Origin of the sequence: Pseudomonas sp. B28(2017), from assembly GCF_002113025.1 — a bacterium.
Lineage (GTDB): Bacteria > Pseudomonadota > Gammaproteobacteria > Pseudomonadales > Pseudomonadaceae > Aquipseudomonas.
In genome coordinates this window covers 74,786-92,209 of sequence record NZ_NEJH01000004.1, presented here as the reverse complement: position 1 = coordinate 92,209, position 17,424 = coordinate 74,786, and the positions used below count along the sequence as shown (strand labels likewise).

Sequence of the window (17,424 nt, the reverse complement as noted above, 5' to 3'; positions counted from 1 at the left end):
CATGGGCTACTACTGACAGGCTCATACAACTCAGACTTGGCAGGAGTTTCTCGATGCTGACTCACTGGTTACTCGCGGCGGTTCATCTTCTGGCAGTTGCCCTGGGGTTGTGGGCGGTGCTGGTTCGAGGCAGCGCTTTTCGGCGTTTGGCCGATGGGGCCGCAGAAGTGCGCAATGTACTGATAGCGGACAATATCTGGGGTATTTCAGCTGTCGTCTTGTTGATCAGTGGGGGGATGCGAGCCTTTGGCGGGTACGAGAAAGGCACGGACTATTACCTGCACCAGCCGCTGTTTCATCTGAAGATGACGCTGTTCGCCCTGATCTTGCTGCTGGAAGTTGCGCCAATGGTGACGTTGATCAAATGGCGGATAGCGCTGGGGCGTAAAGTGGCTGTCGATACTGGTCGTGCGAAGCTGTTTGCCCGGATCAGTCATGTCGAGGCGCTGCTGGTGTTGTCGATGGTGGTGGCGGCGACTGGCATGGCGCGTGGCGTGATGTCCGGTTAACCACGGAGCGAACGCGTCCTTCCTTGGTACAAACCAGATAGGTCTGACAGCCAGGGCGTTGAGCTTGTCGCTAGTATCGACCCCGGAACCATGCGTGGGAAAGCAAGCGGAAGCGATGCGATGCTGAATCTTTAGCCAGCCGTGATTCCGGACTGAACGGGCTGGCTACTGACTGCAACAGAATTCAGGATTGCGGCTTTTCCGGGGCGGTCAGACCGGCCTGAATGCGCTGATAAATTTCTTCACGATGCACTGCAACGTCCTTCGGAGCGTTGATGCCGATCCTGACTTGCTGGCCGCTTACGCCCAGGATGGTGATCGTAATGTCATCACCTATGTTTATGCTTTCACCGACTTTGCGGGTGAGTATCAGCATGGTCTTCTCCTTGATTGCTATGTGGGGCACCTGATTCGGACAGTGCAGAGGTCGGTGGTATGTATAGATTAGTGCGAAGTCTCACAGTTTGGGGGCCTCTTTCTGACGCGCAGATGTGGCATTAATTCCCAAGGCGTAACTATACAGAGGCCGCAACCATGATTCTCGTAGTTTTGAGCCCATTTTACGGCACTCGTGAAGTATTCATGGATGTTAAAATCGCCGCTTTATGCATTTGGAGGGAAGCGTCGTGCGCAAAATGGTTTTGGTAATCGCGATATTGGCGCTGACGGGGTGCGGCGAGGGCAGTAGTGTGGATGCGCCGAAGCCCAAGCCGGCCATGGCTGCCGTACCCGCGACAGTGTCCGGCCCGCAATGGGATCTTGAAGTGCGGGGTGAAACCCCTCAGGCAGTCAGCGATTTGAGTGGCTGGCTGATCGAGCACAGTTTCATGTCCAGCGTCGTCAAGGACAATGGCAATACGCGAATCCTGATGGGGCCGTTCAATTCGAAAGCCGAGGCCGAAGCCAAGCAGGATGAAGTCCGTGCGGCCCTCACTCGCGCCAAGAAGCAGAACATCGAATTGCTGGTGCTCGAGCGTCCGGCCGCTCAATAACATTCTGTAGCGCAGACGTTGAACAAACTAAAAGGCCTCGGGTGTTCAGTTTCGAGGCCTTTTTGGTTTCATATGTCCGGGTTCAACCGCAGGCCTTCATGTCTACCGTACCGACGAACTCGTTGCCGCGCCCCATGACGCATGCTGCGCGCTGGTTGCGTTGGCGCTCCTGGATAAACCTCGCCAATGCTGGGCACCAGGTTGTGTAAGTCAGCCTCGGCCTTCCGGTAAACCGGGTCGTGGCGGGTGCAGTTCTTGTGGCCGCCCTCTTGCCAGCACTGGCGTTGATGACCGATTTGCCAGGCTGGAACGATATGCATCCCATTCGATGCGGGATGCGCGTTTGGCATTTTTACGTGGCACATAACCGCAGGCGGCAAGGTTCACCCGGTTGTCGGTGTACTTGCAGCCACAGTAAAACTCTGTGGATTGGGGGGCGTAGAGCTTTCGCGCCCATGGCAAAAAACAGAAACAACACAGCAAACCAGCGGACACTCATCGACTCAATCTTCCTTCGGCACAACCCAGAAAATCTGCACGCCGCCATCGTCGCGATAGGCGAGGGTGACGTTGTCGTTCTCGTCGATTTCTTCCAGCAAGCGTTCCCATTCATCCACCGGCTCATCAGGAAGGCGGAAGATCAGCGCTGCCCTGGCCTTTTGTGCGGTGGGAGAGTTGATGATTTTCTGAACGCGCAGGCCCATGCGTACATAGGTGTCGGGAGAGGTAGAGGTGGTGTCCACGGAATTTTCCTTATTAAGCTGTACGTGCATACAGTATTTAACTGTAGGCAATTTCGCAACTGCTTAAAAATCAAGAAAATCCTCTGACAGCGGTTTATTGCGTTTGGCGTAAGACGAAGGGAGTCTTTTTATCAGATCGAGTGGCAGCCACTCGCCAGGATTGGCGAATGGCGCACGTGGTGCCCGACCGGATCCGGTCGGGCGAGGGCGAATCAGTATTCCCAGAACATCCGTTGCAGCTCTTTGCTGTCATTGGTTTTGGTCAACGCGACCATCGCCAGGACCCGGGCTTTTTGCGGATTCAGGTCGTTGGCCACGACCCAGTCGTATTTATCGTCAGGCTGTTCGGCGTTGCGCAGTACAAAACCGCCGGCGTTGACATGGGAAGAGCGAATGATCTGCACGCCATCCTTGCGCAGGGCTTGCAGGGCGGGCACCACTCGCGACGATACCGAGCCATTGCCGGTGCCGGCGTGGATGATGGCTTTGGCGCCGGACTGAGCCAGGGCCTTGTAGGCGGTGTCGCTGACGTTGCCATAGCCATAGGCGATCTCGACGTCAGGCAGGCTCTTGATGGTCTTGATGTCGAATTCGGAATCCATGGTGTGACGCTTGGCCGGCAGGCGGTACCAGTAGGATTTGCCTTCTACCACCATGCCCAGCGGACCCCAGGCGCTTTTAAACGCTTCGGTCTTGATGTTGATCATTTTGCTGACGTCGCGACCCGACTGGATTTCATCGTTCATGGTCACCAGCACGCCTTTGCCCCGTGCATCTTTGCTACCGGCCACGGCCACCGCGTTATACAGGTTCAGCATGCCATCGGCGGACATCGCGGTGCCCGGGCGCATGGAGCCCACGACAATGATCGGCTTGTCGGTTTTTTCCACCAGGTTCAGGAAGTATGCGGTTTCTTCCAGGGTGTCGGTGCCGTGGGTGATCACGATGCCATCAACGTCTTTGCTGTCGGCCAGCTCGGCTACGCGGCGACCCAGTTGCAGCAGGTTTTCGTTGGTGATGCTTTCGGAGGCGATTTGCATGACTTGTTCGCCGCGAACGTTAGCCAATTGGCTGAGTTCCGGAACGCCGGCGATCAACTGTTCAATGCCGACTTTCGCCGCCTGGTAGGTTGCGCTGTTGGCGGTGCTGGCGCCAGCGCCGGCAATGGTGCCGCCGGTGGCCAGGATCACCACGTTGGCCAGTTTCTGTTGGCTTTCGGCTTCTTTGGCCTGAAGGGCAGTGGGCAGAAGCAGCAGGAGGGCCAAGGCGCCCGGAACAAAGGTCTTGAGTGCAGATGTCATTATTTTTCTCTTCTAGTTGTGAGGCGGTGCTGATGCAAGTTCATCTAGATGCGCCCCAGGCGAATCTGAACGCTGGGGTGCGAGGAGAAGAGCAGGATCTGTACCAGCAATACCTTGAATCGAAAAGCACTCGTAACTTAATGATTTTTAACGGTATTTCTGTTTGTGTTCGATGTGGTTTCGAGTCTGGATGTTCGGATTGCCGAACATGTTTGGTTTTTACGTTCGGCTCTCCGAAACGGATGGCAGTCATGTTTAAGATTTCAACGCATCGAATCGTCGTTAATGACTCAAGAAACGCGTGTGTCGGTCGATGCTCCTTCAAGGGATCTTTTTCTGCAGGAGTTCACATGTCGTTATCTATTGGCTTCCCAAATGCCGCGGGCATCACCATCGGGGGAAAGTCTGCGACGACCATTCGTGCTTTGGGCGATGCGACAGAGGATGTGGCTGCTCAAGCGTTGGGATCAAAGGAAGGAGGCGCCCAGGTTAAAACGGGCCCGGTAGGTCTGGGAGAAAGTGCCGGCGCACAGGCCGAAACGGAAACGAGTGATAACACCAGCGTTGCGGTGAAGGTGTTGCTTAAACGCCTGAAGGAGCTGCAGCAGCAATTGCGTGAGCAACAGCAGCAACTGGCGCAGGCCCAGGCGGCGTCCTATCCGACTCCGCAAGCCAGGACCACCGCGGTAGCGGCCATTCAGGGGCAGGTTGCCGAAACCAACGGTGCCATCCTGCAAGTGAGTGCGAGTCTGATCAAAGAGCTGACCAAGGGTTCCGGCACGGGATCGGTGGTCAACACCACGGCATGAGCTGAATGCCGTTTTTTTCGCAGAACATCTCTGAAAGCATTTTTCGGGTCGTTGACAATTAGAGGCAGGGTTCGCATAGTTCTGTTAGCGCAAACGTTTGCGCGGCTCCAATGATGACTATTCATCACGGTGGGTCGTGAAGCTTACGCCAGCGCAAGCGTTGCTCACAATAATCATAAGATCGGAGTGAACCCATGAAGCTGCCATTCGCTGGACGTCTTCTCGCTGTCGCTATGCTGGCTGCCGCATCCGCCGCACTGCCTGTCTCTTCGGCTTTTGCCGAAACCGCTGAAAAGCCGAAAGTCGCACTGGTCATGAAGTCCCTGGCCAACGAGTTCTTCCTGACGATGGAGGACGGCGCCAAGGCCTACCAGAAGGATCACTCCGGCGAATTCGAGCTCATCTCCAACGGCATCAAGGATGAAACCGACACCGCAGGCCAGACGCGCATCGTCGAGCAAATGATCCTGGCCAAGGTCAATGCACTGGTCATTGCGCCGGCAGACTCCAAAGCCATGGTTCCGGTGATCAAGAAAGCCATCGATGCCGGCATCACCGTGATCAACATCGATAACCAGCTGGACCCCTCCGTCGTCAAAAGCAAAAACATCAACGTTCCGTTCGTAGGCCCGGACAACCGCAAGGGCGCACGACTGGTGGGCGATTACCTGGCCAAGCAGCTGAAGGCCGGTGACGAAGTCGGCATCATCGAAGGTGTGTCCACCACCACCAATGCCCAGCAGCGGACCCTGGGTTTCAAGGATGCGATGGAGGCGTCGCAGATCAAGGTCGTGTCCCTGCAATCCGGTGACTGGGAGATCGACAAAGGTAACAAGGTGGCCGCGTCGATTCTCAGTGAATACCCGCAAACCAAGGCCCTGTTGGCCGGCAACGACAGCATGGCGGTCGGTGCGGTGTCTGCGGTGCGCGCCGCTGGCAAGACCGGCAAGGTACAAGTGGTCGGCTACGACAACATCAACGCCATCCAGCCAATGCTCAAGGATGGTCGTGTGCTGGCCACGGCAGACCAGTTTGCGGCCAGGCAAGCAGTGTTCGGCATCGAGACGGCATTGAGAATTCTCAAGGGCGATAAGGTCGACGGCGGCGCCAATGGCGTGATCGAAACGCCGGTAGAACTGGTCACCAAGTAGCCTTCTGGCGACGCAATGGCGCTCGTCCAGCGGGATGAGCGCATGGAGAGTTTTTATGTCCGCTTGCGCTATGAACGCTGTCCTCTCGGTCAGCGGTATCGGCAAGACCTACGCCCAACCGGTTCTGACCGGCATCGACCTGACGCTCATGCGCGGCGAAGTGCTGGCGTTGACCGGCGAGAACGGCGCAGGCAAAAGCACGCTTTCGAAGATTATTGGCGGGCTGGTCACACCGACCACCGGTCAGATGCAGTTTCAAGGGCAGGACTATCGCCCGGGTAGCCGCGCTGAGGCTGAAGAGCTGGGTATCCGCATGGTCATGCAGGAACTCAACCTGCTGCCGACCTTGTCGGTGGCGGAGAACCTGTTTCTCCACAATCTGCCCGGCAACGGCGGCTGGATCAGGCGCAAGCAGTTACGCAAGGCTGCCATCGAGGCCATGGCTCAGGTCGGGCTCGACACCATTGACCCGGACACCCTGGTCGGTGAACTGGGCATCGGCCACCAGCAAATGGTCGAGATCGCCCGCAACCTGATTGGCGATTGTCAGGTGCTGATTCTCGATGAGCCAACGGCGATGCTCACTGCGCGCGAGGTTGAAATGCTGTTCGAGCAGATCACCCGACTGCAGGCTCGCGGCGTATCGATCATCTACATCTCCCATCGCCTCGAAGAGTTGGCGCGGGTCGCGCAGCGCATTGCCGTGCTACGCGATGGCAACCTGGTCTGTGTCGAGCCGATGGCCAACTACAACAGCGAGCAACTGGTCACCTTGATGGTCGGGCGCGAGCTCGGCGAACACATCGATATGGGCGTGCGCAAGATCGGCGCTCCGGTGTTGACGGTCAAGGGCCTGTCCCGTGCCGACAAGGTTCACGACGTGTCGTTCGAAGTCCGTGCCGGTGAGATTTTCGGCATTTCCGGTTTGATCGGCGCGGGACGCACCGAGTTGCTGCGTCTGATCTTCGGTGCTGATACCGCCGACAGCGGCACGATCGCCTTGGGCGCGCCGGCGCAAGTCGTCAGCATCCGTTCGCCAGTGGATGCCGTCGGGCATGGCATCGCGTTGATCACTGAGGATCGCAAGGGCGAAGGCCTTTTGTTGACGCAGTCGATTGGCGCCAATATCGCCTTGGGCAACATGCCCGGCATCTCCGGCGCGGGCTTTGTCGACAACGACAAGGAAAGTGCCCTGGCCCAGCGTCAGATTGACGCCATGCGCATTCGCAGCTCCGGTCCGGCACAGCTGGTGTCCGAGCTGTCCGGCGGCAATCAGCAGAAAGTGGTCATCGGTCGTTGGCTGGAGCGCGACTGTTCGGTGCTGCTGTTCGACGAGCCGACCCGAGGCATCGACGTCGGTGCCAAGTTCGATATCTACAACCTGCTCGGTGAGTTGACCCGCCAGGGCAAGGCGCTGGTGGTGGTCTCCAGCGATTTGCGCGAGCTGATGCTGATCTGCGACCGGATCGGTGTGCTGTCGGCAGGAAGCCTGATCGATACATTCGATCGCGATAGCTGGACTCAGGATGAGTTGCTTGCCGCGGCTTTCGCCGGCTACCAAAAACGTGATGCGCAGCTCTTTGAAGCCGCGCCTAGGGATCTTCCATGAATACCGCTTCTTTCGCCGGCAAACGCAATGGCAACTTCTACGGACTGGGCACTTATCTGGGCCTGGCGGGGGCCTTGTTGGCGATGATCGTGCTGTTCTCAGTGCTGAGCAGTCATTTCCTCTCGTACGATACTTTCAGCACCCTGGCGAACCAGATTCCGGACCTGATGGTGCTGGCGGTCGGCATGACCTTCGTGTTGATCATCGGTGGCATCGACCTGTCGGTAGGCTCGGTGCTGGCGCTGGCAGCCTCGACCGTGAGCGTGGCGATTCTCGGCTGGGGTTGGGGCGTTCTGCCGGCGGCGCTGCTGGGCATGGCCATCGCGGCGCTCGCCGGTACCATCACCGGCTCGATCACGGTGGCGTGGCGGATACCGTCGTTCATCGTGTCCCTGGGCGTGTTGGAAATGGCTCGCGGGTTGGCGTATCAGATGACCGGTTCGCGTACGGCCTACATCGGCGATGCGTTCGCCTGGTTATCCAACCCGATCGCCTTTGGCATTTCGCCGTCGTTCATCATTGCGTTGCTGATCATTTTCATCGCTCAGGCCGTGTTGACCCGTACGGTGTTCGGTCGCTACCTGATCGGTATCGGCACCAACGAAGAGGCCGTGCGGTTGGCAGGGATCAATCCAAAACCCTATAAAATCCTGGTCTTCAGCCTGATGGGGTTGCTGGCCGGTATTGCTGCGTTGTTCCAGATTTCTCGCCTGGAAGCCGCGGACCCGAACGCAGGCTCCGGTCTTGAGTTGCAAGTGATCGCGGCTGTCGTGATCGGCGGGACCAGCCTGATGGGCGGCCGCGGCTCGGTGATCAGCACGTTTTTTGGCGTTCTGATCATTTCCGTACTGGCCGCGGGGCTGGCGCAGATCGGGGCAACCGAGCCGACCAAGCGCATCATTACCGGCGCGGTGATTGTGGTGGCGGTTGTGCTGGACACTTATCGCAGTCAACGCGCAAGCCGGCGGACCTGAGTCATGGCGACTATCAAAGATGTGGCAGCCCTGGCGGGCATTTCCTACACCACGGTTTCCCATGTGGTGAACAAGACCCGTCCGGTCAGTGAAGAGGTGCGGATCAAGGTCGAGGCGGCGATCAAGACCCTCGACTACGTTCCCAGTGCCGTGGCCCGTTCACTCAAGGCCAAAACCACGGCGACCATCGGCCTGTTGGTCCCCAACAGCCTCAACCCGTATTTCGCCGAACTGGCCAGGGGTATCGAGGATTACTGCGAGCGAAATGGTTACTGCGTCATCCTGTGCAATTCCGACGACAATCCGGACAAACAGCGCAGCTACCTGCGTGTGCTGCTGGAAAAACGCATCGACGGCCTGATTGTCGCCTCGGCCGGCGGTGACAGTGGCCTGGCACAAGGCCTGAAAGGCGTCCGCACACCCATGGTGATCGTCGACCGCGGACTGGACGGTGTCGATGCGGACCTGGTGCGCATCGACCATGAATACGGCGCGTACCTGGCGACCCGGCACCTGTTGGAGTTGGGGCACCGGGATATCGCCACGATCAGCGGGCCGGAAAACACCAGTGTGGCGCAGATGCGTCTGGCGGGTTATCGCCGAGCCTTGAAGGAGGCGGGCGTCGAAGTCTCTTCCGGGCGCATGCTGGAAAGCGATTTCACCAGCACTGGCGGCTACAGCGCTGCCGCGGTTTTGCTGGAAAGCAATCCGCCTAGCGCCATTTTTGCGGCCAACGACATGATCGGCATCGGCGTGCTGCGGGCCGCCGCCGAGCGCAATATTCGCGTACCGAGCGAGTTGTCGGTGATCGGCTTCGACGATATCCAGATGAGTCGTTATGTCTACCCGTCGTTGACCACGGTCGGGCAATCGATCCTGCAACTCGGCGAAATGGCCGCCGAAGTGCTTTTACGGCGAATTGCCACGCCGGACCTGATGACCGATCAGCGGATTGTGACGCCGAGTATTGTCATACGTGAGTCGACGGCGCCGCTGGCCGGCGTGTTTGCCCAATTCCGTTGAAACAGAGAGCCGTTGAAAACAGAGAACCGTTGAAAACACAAAGCCGCTGAACCAACAGCGCCGCCGAAACAGAATCGATGAGTAGCAATGTATGCCAGCAAAAGTAGTGGTAATGGGCAGTTTGAACATGGACCTGGTGACTCGGGCGCCGCGCTTGCCCAAGGGCGGTGAAACGCTGATTGGTCAATCGTTTGCCACAGTCTCCGGCGGCAAGGGCGCCAATCAGGCCGTGGCTGCCGCGCGGCTGGGAGCCGAGGTGTCGATGATCGGGTGCGTGGGCAATGACGCTTATGGTGAGGCGCTGCGCGGGGCGCTATTGGCCGAGCAGATCGATTGTCAGGCGGTCAGCACCGTCGACGGTTCCAGCGGCGTGGCGTTGATTGTGGTCGACGACAGCAGTCAGAACGCCATCGTGATCGTCCCCGGTGCCAACGGTGCATTGACCGCTGAAGCTATTGACCGTTTTGATTCGGTGATACAGGCGGCGGACGTACTCATCTGTCAGCTGGAAGTGCCCGATATGTCTGTTGGCCATGCGCTCAAGCGCGGCCGCGAGCTGGGCAAGACGGTTATCCTCAACCCGGCACCGGTCAGCCGTCCGCTGCCATCGGACTGGTACGCGTCTATCGACTACCTGATCCCCAACGAGAGCGAAGCGTCGGCCCTGAGTGGTCTGGCGGTCGACTCCCTGGAGACTGCGCAAGTGGCGGCAACCCGCCTGATTGCCCTGGGTGCCGGCAAGGTGATCATCACCCTCGGTGCGCAAGGTTCGCTGTTTGCCGATGGCCAACGCTTCGAACATTTCCCCGCACCCGCCGTAAAGGCTGTCGATACCACGGCGGCGGGCGATACGTTCGTGGGCGGTTTCGCAGCGGCGTTGGCTGCGGGTAAAGATGAGGCGCAGGCGATCCGCTTCGGACAGGTGGCCGCCGCGCTGTCGGTCACCCGTGCCGGCGCGCAACCTTCGATTCCCGTCTTGAGCGAAGTGCAGGCGTTTAAAACATCATGAAAAAGACTCCACTGCTCAACGTTGCGCTGTCGCGGCTGATCGCCTCATTGGGGCATGGCGACAGGGTCGTCATCGGGGATGCGGGGCTGCCGGTTCCTCCAGGCGTTGAATTGATCGACCTGGCCTTGACCCATGGCATTCCGGACTTTGTCAGCACCTTGAAGGTGGTGCTCACTGAGATGCAAGTCGAAAGCCACGTACTGGCGCAGGAAATCTTCGATAAAAAGCCGTCGCCCCTGATTACGCTGGATGAACTGAACGGCGAAGGCGCATTGGGGCGGCGTGAGGTGCTCACCCATGACCAGTTCAAGGTCCTGAGTCGGCAGGCAAGGGCGATTGTTCGTACGGGCGAGTGCCAGCCGTACTGCAACATCGTACTGGTCGCCGGGGTTACGTTTTGACGGGCTGCCCGCGTTTTGATGTTCCATGCGCAAGGAGTGCGCCATGTATCGCTATGCTCAGAAACTGCACCAACTGCTCCGGAGTCTGCTGATTTTGTCCCTGATTACCGCAACGAACGCCCAGGCGGCACAAAAGATTGATTTGATCATCGACACCGATCCGGGGGCTGACGATATCGTTGCCTTGTTGTTCGCCCTGGCATCGCCGGACGAGCTGAATGTTCGGGCATTGACCACCGTTGCGGGCAACGTTCGCCTGGACAAGACTTCGCGCAATGCGCGATTGGCCCGGGAGTGGGCGGGGCGCGAAGAGGTGCCGGTCTATGCGGGGGCGCCGAAGCCCCTGATGCGTACCCCCATCTACGCCGAGGACATTCATGGCAAGGAAGGGTTGTCGGGCATTGCCGTGCATGAGCCCAGGCAGGGCCTGGCCCAGGGCAGCGCCATCACTTATCTGATTGATACCCTTAAATCGGCCAGGCCCCACAGCATCACTATCGCCATGCTTGGCCCGCAGACAAATCTGGCCCTGGCGCTGATCCAGGAGCCGGGTATTGTCCAGGGGATCAAGGAAGTAGTGGTCATGGGCGGTGCGCACTTCAATGGCGGCAACATCACGCCGGTAGCCGAGTTCAACCTGTTCGCCGATCCGCATGCCGCCGAAGTGGTGCTCAAGAGTGGTGTGAAACTGACCTACCTGCCGCTGGATGTGACCCACAAGATCCTCACCAGTGAAGCGCGCCTGAAACAGATTGCGGCACTGAACAACAATGCCGGCCGGTTGGTGGGCGACATTCTCAATGAATACATCAAGGGCGACATGGAGCATTACGGCATTCCGGGCGGCCCGGTGCATGACGCCACGGTTGTCGCTTACCTGCTCAAGCCGCAATTGTTCAGCGGTCGCTCGGTCAACGTGGTTGTCGACAGCCGCGAAGGACCGACTTTTGGACAAACCATCGTCGACTGGTATGACGGCTTGAAAGCGCCAAGAAATGCCTTCTGGGTTGAAAGCGGCGATGCCCAGGGCTTCTTCGACCTGCTGGTCGAGCGTCTGGCACGTCTGAAATAGGCATCATGTCCCGCAGGTGCCTGCCTGCGGGTTTCACTCCCGCCCGCTGACAGTTCAGGCCTTCTGGTCCGACAGGTGTTTCTCGAAAATCTGCTCGATGAACGATTGGGCGGCTTCGGTTCCAAGGTCCCTGACCAGCAGGTCGATACCGATAATGGCAAGCTCTTCCGTGCTGCTTGGGCTGTAGGAGCTGTGGCCGTCTTGCCACTTGGCCTTGATGTCAGCGTCGATGCTTACGATGGTCATATTGGCACTCGTGAAGTCGGGGAAGTCTGAGTGCCGAGTTAACCATTTTGCAGGGCTTTTGACACACCGACTTAGGCAGGAAAGGAGGGCTATGCGACACTTGGTCTCTGACGAATATTCAAGGAACGCGCTGTGCAGATCGATCTGAACTCTCCAAATGGCCTGACCCTTGAGGCCGTGCGTCAGTTGCTGGCCGGCGCCAGTGACGATGAGCACACCCAGTTGCGGGTCACCAAAGGAGGCATTGCCTATATCTCCTCGGGTGTCGTGGGCGGTACCGATATCGACGGGTTGTCGTTTCGTCTCGAAACCTGGGCCAAGGGCTCCGGTTATGTCGGGCGGGTCGCGGCCAGCGATGAAGTCTGGGTCATGCAGATATTCAATGCCTTGAAAGAGAACTGGCCCAATCCGCCTTACGACTATATCGACGTTTATTGAGCATCGTTCATATTCAGTCACGATTCAGTGATCAAGGGGAGGGCGACGCTCAGGCAGAATCGCGGCTCGTCCGGATCATGGGCAGGGTGCTAGGGGGCGTTCTCAATTAGTTTCCCCACCGCGTTGTCGCCTTAAGGCTGGCCAGGCAAGGCGTAGGCCGCTGGGAATGGTTGTTCCCTTTCCAAGGCCTGCAACGCAGCATGGCCAGCTTTAAGGCACAACCCGAAGGGCCGGGCCTGCTGTTGTGCAGGGCTGTGTTGCTCGAAGCTGATTTGGAATGACCAAACTGCGCTTCTCACGCCTTGCCCTGCACAACAGCAGACCCGGCGCGGTAGGGAAACTAATTGAGAACGCCCCCTAGTGCTCCCTGTGAAACCAAACGTCAGTCTGGTTGTCGCACGATCTCAGCTTAATCATTGAATAAGGAGGCTTCATGCCTTGGAAGCTCGCGTCATTGGGTACTTTGCTGGCCGTTGCCACGCTGGCCGGTTGCAGCACTGCCTCTACGGAGTCGGCAACCGCTGATGTTGCAACGACTGACACGGGTCACAGCCGCTGTGAGGCGAAGGCTGCCGAGTTCACCATTGGTAAACAGGCATCGCCGCAGTTGCTTGAGCAGGCGCGTACCCGCGCAGGTGCGCAAAACGCACGGTTCCTGCTGCCAACCGATATGGTGACGCTGGAGTACCGTTCCGATCGCCTGAACTTGAACACCGATGCCAACAGGGTGGTCACCCGCGTCAACTGCGGCTGATCCCTCGGCTTTTGTTTCACCCATAAAAAACCCCGTCACATGGACGGGGTTTTTTTAGTGCGCCTGGAAATTACTCTGGGCGAACTTGAGCAGCTTGCATACCCTTTTGGCCTTTCTCAGCCACGAAGGAAACGGTCTGGCCTTCTTTCAGGCTTTTGAAACCGTCGGTTTCGATAGCTTTGAAGTGTACGAACAGGTCGTCACCGCCACCTTGAGGAGTGATGAAGCCGAAGCCTTTTTCATCGTTGAACCATTTAACGGTGCCGGTTTGGCGATTAGACATGGTGTATCTCCAAGAAACATATATTTTCAGTAGTACTGTGCTGCTCAGGCCAACTGGGCACACCCGGGTATCATAGTCGAAATGTTCGCTTTGGGAGCCCCCCAGACGTGTTGTTTGCTTTCATATTGCACGTCTTTCACTGTTGTGAATGGCTGTGAGCCCCGGTTTCAGGGGGGTTGCGCTACAAAAAAGGGGATTAAAAAAACCCGTGAAAGCTGCGTAAATTATGCAAATCAGCCGATATTTGGCTGTATCAGGCCCCTGGGTTACTCAAAAACGTCCTGCGAAGCTCTATTTCTGGACTCTGCACACCGAGATTTCTTTCAGGGCGCGCTGGCCCAGTTCAGCGCTGGGCGGGTTGTTTTTGTCCATCAACTGCGCAATCTCCTGTGTGGTGAATTTCTTTTCCAGCACGTCGGCGCCGCACGCGCAGTGTTTCTTTGCTTCGGCCGGATTAATACTTTGGCTTGCGGCTTTTGTGCAGTCGCCCATGTACTGCGCTTTTACGCCCGCTGGCCAGGCGGCGTGGGCGCTCAGTGGCAGCAGCAGGGCAAGTGGGGCGGCAACGGCAAAAAGACGGATGAGGCGCATGACTTGAACTCCTTGGGATCGGTATCTGTGGCGATTCTCAGTCAATTTGAGGCGACTCGTACATCTCAAGTTCACTCTGCGCCATAAGAGTGAGTAAATTTTCACGGTCTGAATGCGTGCAGGTCGATAACCGTTCATCTGTGCTAGGATGCCTGGCTCGGGCGTTTGCAGGCTCCGGCGGACCTTGGGTCCCGGTAGCGGCAGATGCCCGATTAACCCTGATTTGAATCCCAGTCACTCTGGTTCGGTTTTCCGGTTGGCCGCAAGGCTCCTGCCGCTGTAAGGCAGGCGTTCGTCATTGAATGGCCTGGACCGGATCTTGTACTGGCTCATCCCAACCCACGTGACCTTTGGTAGGGGTCACCACTAGGAGAGGAGGCGCCATGCCAACTATTACTCTTCCCGACGGCAGTCAACGTTCATTCGATCACCCGGTTTCCGTAGCCGAGGTCGCCGCATCCATCGGAGCAGGCCTGGCCAAGGCCACCGTCGCCGGCAAGGTCAATGGCAAGCTGGTCGACGCCAGCGACATCATCGACAGCGACGCGTCGCTGCAAATCATCACGCCAAAGGATGAAGAGGGGCTGGAGATCATTCGCCACTCCTGCGCCCACCTGGTTGGCCATGCGGTCAAGCAGTTGTATCCGACCGCCAAAATGGTGATCGGTCCGGTCATTGACGAAGGCTTCTATTACGACATCGCCTACGAGCGTCCTTTTACTCCGGACGACATGGCGGCCATCGAGCAGCGCATGCAGCAGCTGATCGAAAAAGATTACGACGTGATCAAGAAAGTCACTCCGCGCGCCGAAGTGATCGAAGTGTTCAAGGCCCGTGGCGAAGACTACAAGTTGCGTCTGGTCGAGGACATGCCGAACGAGCAGGCCATGGGTCTGTACTATCACGAAGAATACGTCGACATGTGCCGTGGTCCGCACGTGCCGAACACTCGCTTCCTGAAATCCTTCAAACTCACCAAGTTGTCCGGTGCCTACTGGCGCGGCGATGCCAAGAACGAGCAATTGCAGCGCGTCTACGGCACCGCATGGGCCGACAAGAAGCAACTGGCTGCCTACATCCAGCGCATCGAAGAAGCTGAGAAGCGCGATCACCGTAAGATCGGCAAGCGCCTGGGCCTGTTCCACACCCAGGAAGAAGCGCCAGGCATGGTGTTCTGGCACCCGAACGGCTGGACCCTGTACCAGGTACTCGAGCAGTACATGCGCAAAGTGCAGCGCGAAAACGGCTACCTCGAGATCAAGACGCCTCAGGTCGTTGATCGCAGCCTGTGGGAAAAGTCCGGCCACTGGGCCAACTACGCCGACAACATGTTCACCACAGAGTCGGAAAGCCGCGACTACGCCATCAAGCCAATGAACTGCCCTTGCCACGTGCAAGTGTTCAACCAGGGCCTGAAGAGCTACCGCGAACTGCCGATGCGCCTGGCCGAATTCGGTGCATGCCACCGTAACGAGCCATCGGGCGCGTTGCACGGCATCATGCGCGTGCGTGCCTTCACCCAGGACGATGCCCACATCTTCTGCACCGAAGAGCAGATGCAGGCCGAGTCCGCCGCATTCATCAAGCTGACCATGGATGTCTACGCCGACTTCGGCTTCAAGGACATCGAGATGAAACTGTCCACTCGTCCGGAAAAACGCGTCGGCTCCGATGAGTTGTGGGATCGCGCCGAAGCCGCATTGGCCGCAGCCCTCGATAGCGCGGGCCTGCCGTACGACCTGCAGCCGGGTGAGGGTGCGTTCTACGGTCCGAAGATCGAATTTTCGCTAAAAGATTGCCTCGGCCGCGTGTGGCAGTGTGGTACCTTGCAGCTCGATTTCAACCTGCCTGTCCGTCTGGGCGCCGAGTTCGTCTCCGAAGACAACAGTCGCAAGCATCCGGTGATGTTGCACCGGGCGATTCTAGGTTCGTTCGAGCGTTTCGTCGGAATTCTGATCGAGCACTACGAGGGTGCATTCCCTGCGTGGCTGGCGCCGACTCAGGCTGTGGTGATGAATATCACTGATAAACAGGCAGATTTTGTCGCCCAGGTAGAAAAAACTCTCAACGAAAGCGGGTTTCGTGCCAAGTCTGACTTGAGAAATGAAAAGATCGGCTTTAAAATCCGCGAGCATACTTTGCTCAAGGTTCCATATCTCTTGGTTATTGGAGATAAGGAAGTCGAGACGCAGACTGTCGCTGTGCGCACTCGTGAAGGTGCTGACCTGGGCTCGATGCCCGTCGCCCAGTTCTCCGAGTTCCTCGCGCAAGCGGTTTCCCGGCGTGGTCGCCAAGATTCGGAGTAATTATTATTAAGCGTGATATGAGACAAGATAAACGAACTGCACCGAAAGCCCCGATCAACGAGAATATCTCGGCACGCGAGGTTCGGTTAATTGGCGCTGACGGCGAGCAGATTGGCATCGTCTCGATTGATGAAGCGCTTCGTATTGCTGAAGAAGCCAAGCTTGATCTGGTAGAAATCTCCGCTGACGCAGTCCCGCCTGTTTGCCGGGTGATGGACTACGGCAAATCGATCTTCGAAAAGAAGAAGCAGATTGCAGCGGCCAAGAAAAACCAGAAGCAGATTCAGGTTAAAGAAATCAAGTTTCGTCCAGGGACGGAGGAAGGGGATTACCAGGTAAAACTGCGCAACCTGGTACGTTTCCTGAGTGACGGGGACAGGGCCAAGGTATCCTTGCGATTCCGCGGCCGTGAGATGGCCCACCAGGAGCTGGGGATGGAACTCCTCAAGCGGGTTGAAGGTGACTTGCTCGAGTACGGTTCGGTCGAACAGCATCCTAAGATGGAAGGACGCCAGCTGATCATGGTCATCGCCCCGAAAAAGAAGAAGTAATCAACAGGGCACGGCAGGCCTTCTGATTATGTTTATCAACTGAATGCGGAGTATCCGAACATGCCAAAAATGAAGACCAAAAGTGGTGCTGCTAAGCGGTTTCTGAAAACTGCTAACGGTATCAAGCACAAGCACGCTTTCAAGAGCCACATCCTGACCAAAATGTCGACCAAGCGTAAGCGTCAACTGCGCGGTAGCAGCTTGCTGCATCCGTCTGACGTGGCAAAAGTCGAGCGCATGCTGCGCCTTCGTTAATTTTAGTCAAGAATAGAGGAAGTAACTCATGGCTCGTGTAAAGCGTGGCGTCATTGCCCGTAAACGTCACAAAAAAATTCTGAAACTTGCTAAAGGCTACTACGGCGCTCGCTCGCGCGTATTCCGTGTTGCCAAGCAAGCGGTAATCAAGGCAGGCCAATACGCCTACCGTGACCGTCGTCAGAAAAAACGTCAGTTCCGCGCTCTGTGGATCGCTCGTATCAACGCTGGTGCTCGTATCAACGGTCTGTCCTACAGCCGTTTCATCGCCGGCCTGAAAAAAGCGTCCATCGAGATCGACCGTAAGGTTCTGGCTGATCTGGCAGTGAACGAAAAAGCGGCGTTTGCTGCGATTGTCGAGAAAGCTAAAGCCACCTTGGCTTAAGTACCCCCGACAGTCACCCGGC

22 protein-coding genes and 1 pseudogene are annotated in these 17,424 nt (G+C 57.6%); 16 read left to right on the top strand and 7 right to left on the bottom strand.

Annotated elements, in window-relative coordinates; translation table 11 throughout:
- The first annotated feature begins 53 nt into the window (after positions 1–53).
- On the top strand, positions 54–509 hold the full coding sequence (locus CAF65_RS13050; RefSeq protein ID WP_085716639.1) for a DUF2214 family protein: 456 nt from the start codon (positions 54–56) through the stop codon (positions 507–509).
- 184 nt (positions 510–693) lie between these two features.
- Here CAF65_RS13050 and csrA read toward each other — a convergent pair whose 3' ends face one another.
- Positions 694–885 carry a carbon storage regulator CsrA gene (gene csrA, locus CAF65_RS13045; RefSeq protein WP_007975691.1) on the bottom strand — a complete coding sequence of 64 codons (192 nt, stop codon included), beginning with the start codon at positions 883–885 and terminating at the stop codon, positions 694–696.
- Between the two features lie 250 nt (positions 886–1,135).
- On the opposite strand from csrA, the gene CAF65_RS13040 reads away from it, so the two are divergent.
- Positions 1,136–1,501 carry a penicillin-binding protein activator LpoB gene (locus tag CAF65_RS13040; protein ID WP_085717049.1) on the top strand — a complete coding sequence of 122 codons (366 nt, stop codon included), beginning with the start codon at positions 1,136–1,138 and terminating at the stop codon, positions 1,499–1,501.
- A 176-nt stretch (positions 1,502–1,677) separates the two neighbouring features.
- Here CAF65_RS13040 and CAF65_RS28740 read toward each other — a convergent pair.
- The 3 genes and pseudogenes from CAF65_RS28740 to CAF65_RS13025 form a co-directional block, all read right to left on the bottom strand.
- Positions 1,678–1,948, bottom strand: a pseudogene (locus CAF65_RS28740) (endonuclease); the annotation flags it as partial.
- A 56-nt stretch (positions 1,949–2,004) separates the two neighbouring features.
- Positions 2,005–2,274, bottom strand: coding sequence for a DUF1654 domain-containing protein (locus tag CAF65_RS13030; RefSeq protein ID WP_057396111.1), 270 nt, complete (start codon positions 2,272–2,274; stop codon positions 2,005–2,007).
- Between the two features lie 182 nt (positions 2,275–2,456).
- Positions 2,457–3,545 carry an asparaginase gene (locus CAF65_RS13025; RefSeq protein WP_085716638.1) on the bottom strand — a complete coding sequence of 363 codons (1,089 nt, stop codon included), beginning with the start codon at positions 3,543–3,545 and terminating at the stop codon, positions 2,457–2,459.
- A 350-nt stretch (positions 3,546–3,895) separates the two neighbouring features.
- Here CAF65_RS13025 and CAF65_RS13020 point away from each other — a divergent pair, with 350 nt between their 5' ends.
- The 8 genes from CAF65_RS13020 to CAF65_RS12985 all read left to right on the top strand — a co-directional run bounded on the left by CAF65_RS13020 (position 3,896) and on the right by CAF65_RS12985 (position 11,593).
- Positions 3,896–4,354 carry a hypothetical protein gene (locus CAF65_RS13020; RefSeq protein WP_085716637.1) on the top strand — a complete coding sequence of 153 codons (459 nt, stop codon included), beginning with the start codon at positions 3,896–3,898 and terminating at the stop codon, positions 4,352–4,354.
- Between the two features lie 194 nt (positions 4,355–4,548).
- Positions 4,549–5,505, top strand: coding sequence for a sugar ABC transporter substrate-binding protein (locus CAF65_RS13015; protein ID WP_085716636.1), 957 nt, complete (start codon positions 4,549–4,551; stop codon positions 5,503–5,505).
- Positions 5,506–5,560: 55 nt separating this feature from the next.
- Positions 5,561–7,114 (top strand): sugar ABC transporter ATP-binding protein, encoded by a 1,554-nt coding sequence (locus tag CAF65_RS13010; RefSeq protein ID WP_085716635.1) that lies wholly within the window; start codon positions 5,561–5,563, stop codon positions 7,112–7,114.
- On the top strand, positions 7,111–8,088 hold the full coding sequence (locus CAF65_RS13005; protein WP_085716634.1) for an ABC transporter permease: 978 nt from the start codon (positions 7,111–7,113) through the stop codon (positions 8,086–8,088). The genes CAF65_RS13010 and CAF65_RS13005 overlap by 4 nt, the downstream gene beginning before the upstream one ends.
- A gap of 3 nt (positions 8,089–8,091) precedes the next feature.
- Entirely contained in the window at positions 8,092–9,111 is a 1,020-nt protein-coding gene (locus tag CAF65_RS13000; protein WP_085716633.1) for a LacI family DNA-binding transcriptional regulator, read from the top strand.
- 91 nt (positions 9,112–9,202) lie between these two features.
- The gene (gene rbsK / locus CAF65_RS12995; RefSeq protein ID WP_085716632.1) at positions 9,203–10,120 is read left to right on the top strand and encodes a ribokinase; all 918 of its coding nucleotides are present in this window, start codon (positions 9,203–9,205) and stop codon (positions 10,118–10,120) included.
- Positions 10,117–10,521, top strand: a complete 405-nt coding sequence (gene rbsD / locus CAF65_RS12990; RefSeq protein WP_085716631.1) for a D-ribose pyranase — start codon at positions 10,117–10,119, stop codon at positions 10,519–10,521. The genes rbsK and rbsD overlap by 4 nt, the downstream gene beginning before the upstream one ends.
- 43 nt (positions 10,522–10,564) lie before the next feature.
- Complete coding sequence (locus CAF65_RS12985) at positions 10,565–11,593, top strand: nucleoside hydrolase (protein ID WP_085716630.1); 1,029 nt, start codon at positions 10,565–10,567, stop codon at positions 11,591–11,593.
- A gap of 54 nt (positions 11,594–11,647) precedes the next feature.
- Here the strand turns inward: CAF65_RS12985 and CAF65_RS12980 are convergent, their stop codons facing one another.
- On the bottom strand, positions 11,648–11,839 hold the full coding sequence (locus tag CAF65_RS12980) for a hypothetical protein (RefSeq protein ID WP_085716629.1): 192 nt from the start codon (positions 11,837–11,839) through the stop codon (positions 11,648–11,650).
- 132 nt (positions 11,840–11,971) lie between these two features.
- On the opposite strand from CAF65_RS12980, the gene CAF65_RS12975 reads away from it, so the two are divergent.
- Both CAF65_RS12975 and CAF65_RS12970 read left to right on the top strand, forming a co-directional pair.
- Complete coding sequence (locus CAF65_RS12975; RefSeq protein ID WP_085716628.1) at positions 11,972–12,277, top strand: hypothetical protein; 306 nt, start codon at positions 11,972–11,974, stop codon at positions 12,275–12,277.
- Positions 12,278–12,710: 433 nt separating this feature from the next.
- Positions 12,711–13,031 carry an I78 family peptidase inhibitor gene (locus tag CAF65_RS12970; protein ID WP_085716627.1) on the top strand — a complete coding sequence of 107 codons (321 nt, stop codon included), beginning with the start codon at positions 12,711–12,713 and terminating at the stop codon, positions 13,029–13,031.
- A gap of 70 nt (positions 13,032–13,101) precedes the next feature.
- Here the strand turns inward: CAF65_RS12970 and CAF65_RS12965 are convergent, their stop codons facing one another.
- Positions 13,102–13,314, bottom strand: a complete 213-nt coding sequence (locus tag CAF65_RS12965; protein WP_007956027.1) for a cold-shock protein — start codon at positions 13,312–13,314, stop codon at positions 13,102–13,104.
- Between the two features lie 291 nt (positions 13,315–13,605).
- Positions 13,606–13,905 carry a hypothetical protein gene (locus tag CAF65_RS12960; protein WP_008016384.1) on the bottom strand — a complete coding sequence of 100 codons (300 nt, stop codon included), beginning with the start codon at positions 13,903–13,905 and terminating at the stop codon, positions 13,606–13,608.
- A gap of 383 nt (positions 13,906–14,288) precedes the next feature.
- Here CAF65_RS12960 and thrS point away from each other — a divergent pair, with 383 nt between their 5' ends.
- From thrS to rplT, 4 genes are read left to right on the top strand one after another with little or no spacing between them, the layout of a single operon-like run.
- Entirely contained in the window at positions 14,289–16,211 is a 1,923-nt protein-coding gene (gene thrS, locus CAF65_RS12955; RefSeq protein WP_085716626.1) for a threonine--tRNA ligase, read from the top strand.
- A complete protein-coding gene (gene infC / locus CAF65_RS12950) occupies positions 16,211–16,762 on the top strand; it encodes a translation initiation factor IF-3 (RefSeq protein WP_178076697.1) in 552 nt (183 codons plus the stop codon). Before thrS ends, infC begins: the two co-directional genes overlap by 1 nt.
- A 60-nt stretch (positions 16,763–16,822) precedes the next feature.
- A complete protein-coding gene (gene rpmI / locus CAF65_RS12945; protein ID WP_002553160.1) occupies positions 16,823–17,017 on the top strand; it encodes a 50S ribosomal protein L35 in 195 nt (64 codons plus the stop codon).
- Positions 17,018–17,045: 28 nt separating this feature from the next.
- Complete coding sequence (rplT, locus tag CAF65_RS12940) at positions 17,046–17,402, top strand: 50S ribosomal protein L20 (RefSeq protein ID WP_007905879.1); 357 nt, start codon at positions 17,046–17,048, stop codon at positions 17,400–17,402.
- Positions 17,403–17,424: the final 22 nt, after the last annotated feature.

Coding starts and splice junctions, on each gene's coding strand:
- CAF65_RS13050 (WP_085716639.1), top strand. CDS start 54: ATGCTGACTCACTGGTTACTCGCGGCGGTTCATCTTCTGGCAGTTGCC.
- csrA (WP_007975691.1), bottom strand. CDS start 885: ATGCTGATACTCACCCGCAAAGTCGGTGAAAGCATAAACATAGGTGAT.
- CAF65_RS13030 (WP_057396111.1), bottom strand. CDS start 2,274: ATGCACGTACAGCTTAATAAGGAAAATTCCGTGGACACCACCTCTACC.
- CAF65_RS13025 (WP_085716638.1), bottom strand. CDS start 3,545: ATGACATCTGCACTCAAGACCTTTGTTCCGGGCGCCTTGGCCCTCCTG.
- CAF65_RS13020 (WP_085716637.1), top strand. CDS start 3,896: ATGTCGTTATCTATTGGCTTCCCAAATGCCGCGGGCATCACCATCGGG.
- CAF65_RS13015 (WP_085716636.1), top strand. CDS start 4,549: ATGAAGCTGCCATTCGCTGGACGTCTTCTCGCTGTCGCTATGCTGGCT.
- CAF65_RS13010 (WP_085716635.1), top strand. CDS start 5,561: ATGTCCGCTTGCGCTATGAACGCTGTCCTCTCGGTCAGCGGTATCGGC.
- CAF65_RS13005 (WP_085716634.1), top strand. CDS start 7,111: ATGAATACCGCTTCTTTCGCCGGCAAACGCAATGGCAACTTCTACGGA.
- CAF65_RS13000 (WP_085716633.1), top strand. CDS start 8,092: ATGGCGACTATCAAAGATGTGGCAGCCCTGGCGGGCATTTCCTACACC.
- rbsK (WP_085716632.1), top strand. CDS start 9,203: ATGCCAGCAAAAGTAGTGGTAATGGGCAGTTTGAACATGGACCTGGTG.
- rbsD (WP_085716631.1), top strand. CDS start 10,117: ATGAAAAAGACTCCACTGCTCAACGTTGCGCTGTCGCGGCTGATCGCC.
- CAF65_RS12985 (WP_085716630.1), top strand. CDS start 10,565: ATGTATCGCTATGCTCAGAAACTGCACCAACTGCTCCGGAGTCTGCTG.
- CAF65_RS12980 (WP_085716629.1), bottom strand. CDS start 11,839: ATGACCATCGTAAGCATCGACGCTGACATCAAGGCCAAGTGGCAAGAC.
- CAF65_RS12970 (WP_085716627.1), top strand. CDS start 12,711: ATGCCTTGGAAGCTCGCGTCATTGGGTACTTTGCTGGCCGTTGCCACG.
- CAF65_RS12965 (WP_007956027.1), bottom strand. CDS start 13,314: ATGTCTAATCGCCAAACCGGCACCGTTAAATGGTTCAACGATGAAAAA.
- CAF65_RS12960 (WP_008016384.1), bottom strand. CDS start 13,905: ATGCGCCTCATCCGTCTTTTTGCCGTTGCCGCCCCACTTGCCCTGCTG.
- thrS (WP_085716626.1), top strand. CDS start 14,289: ATGCCAACTATTACTCTTCCCGACGGCAGTCAACGTTCATTCGATCAC.
- rpmI (WP_002553160.1), top strand. CDS start 16,823: ATGCCAAAAATGAAGACCAAAAGTGGTGCTGCTAAGCGGTTTCTGAAA.
- rplT (WP_007905879.1), top strand. CDS start 17,046: ATGGCTCGTGTAAAGCGTGGCGTCATTGCCCGTAAACGTCACAAAAAA.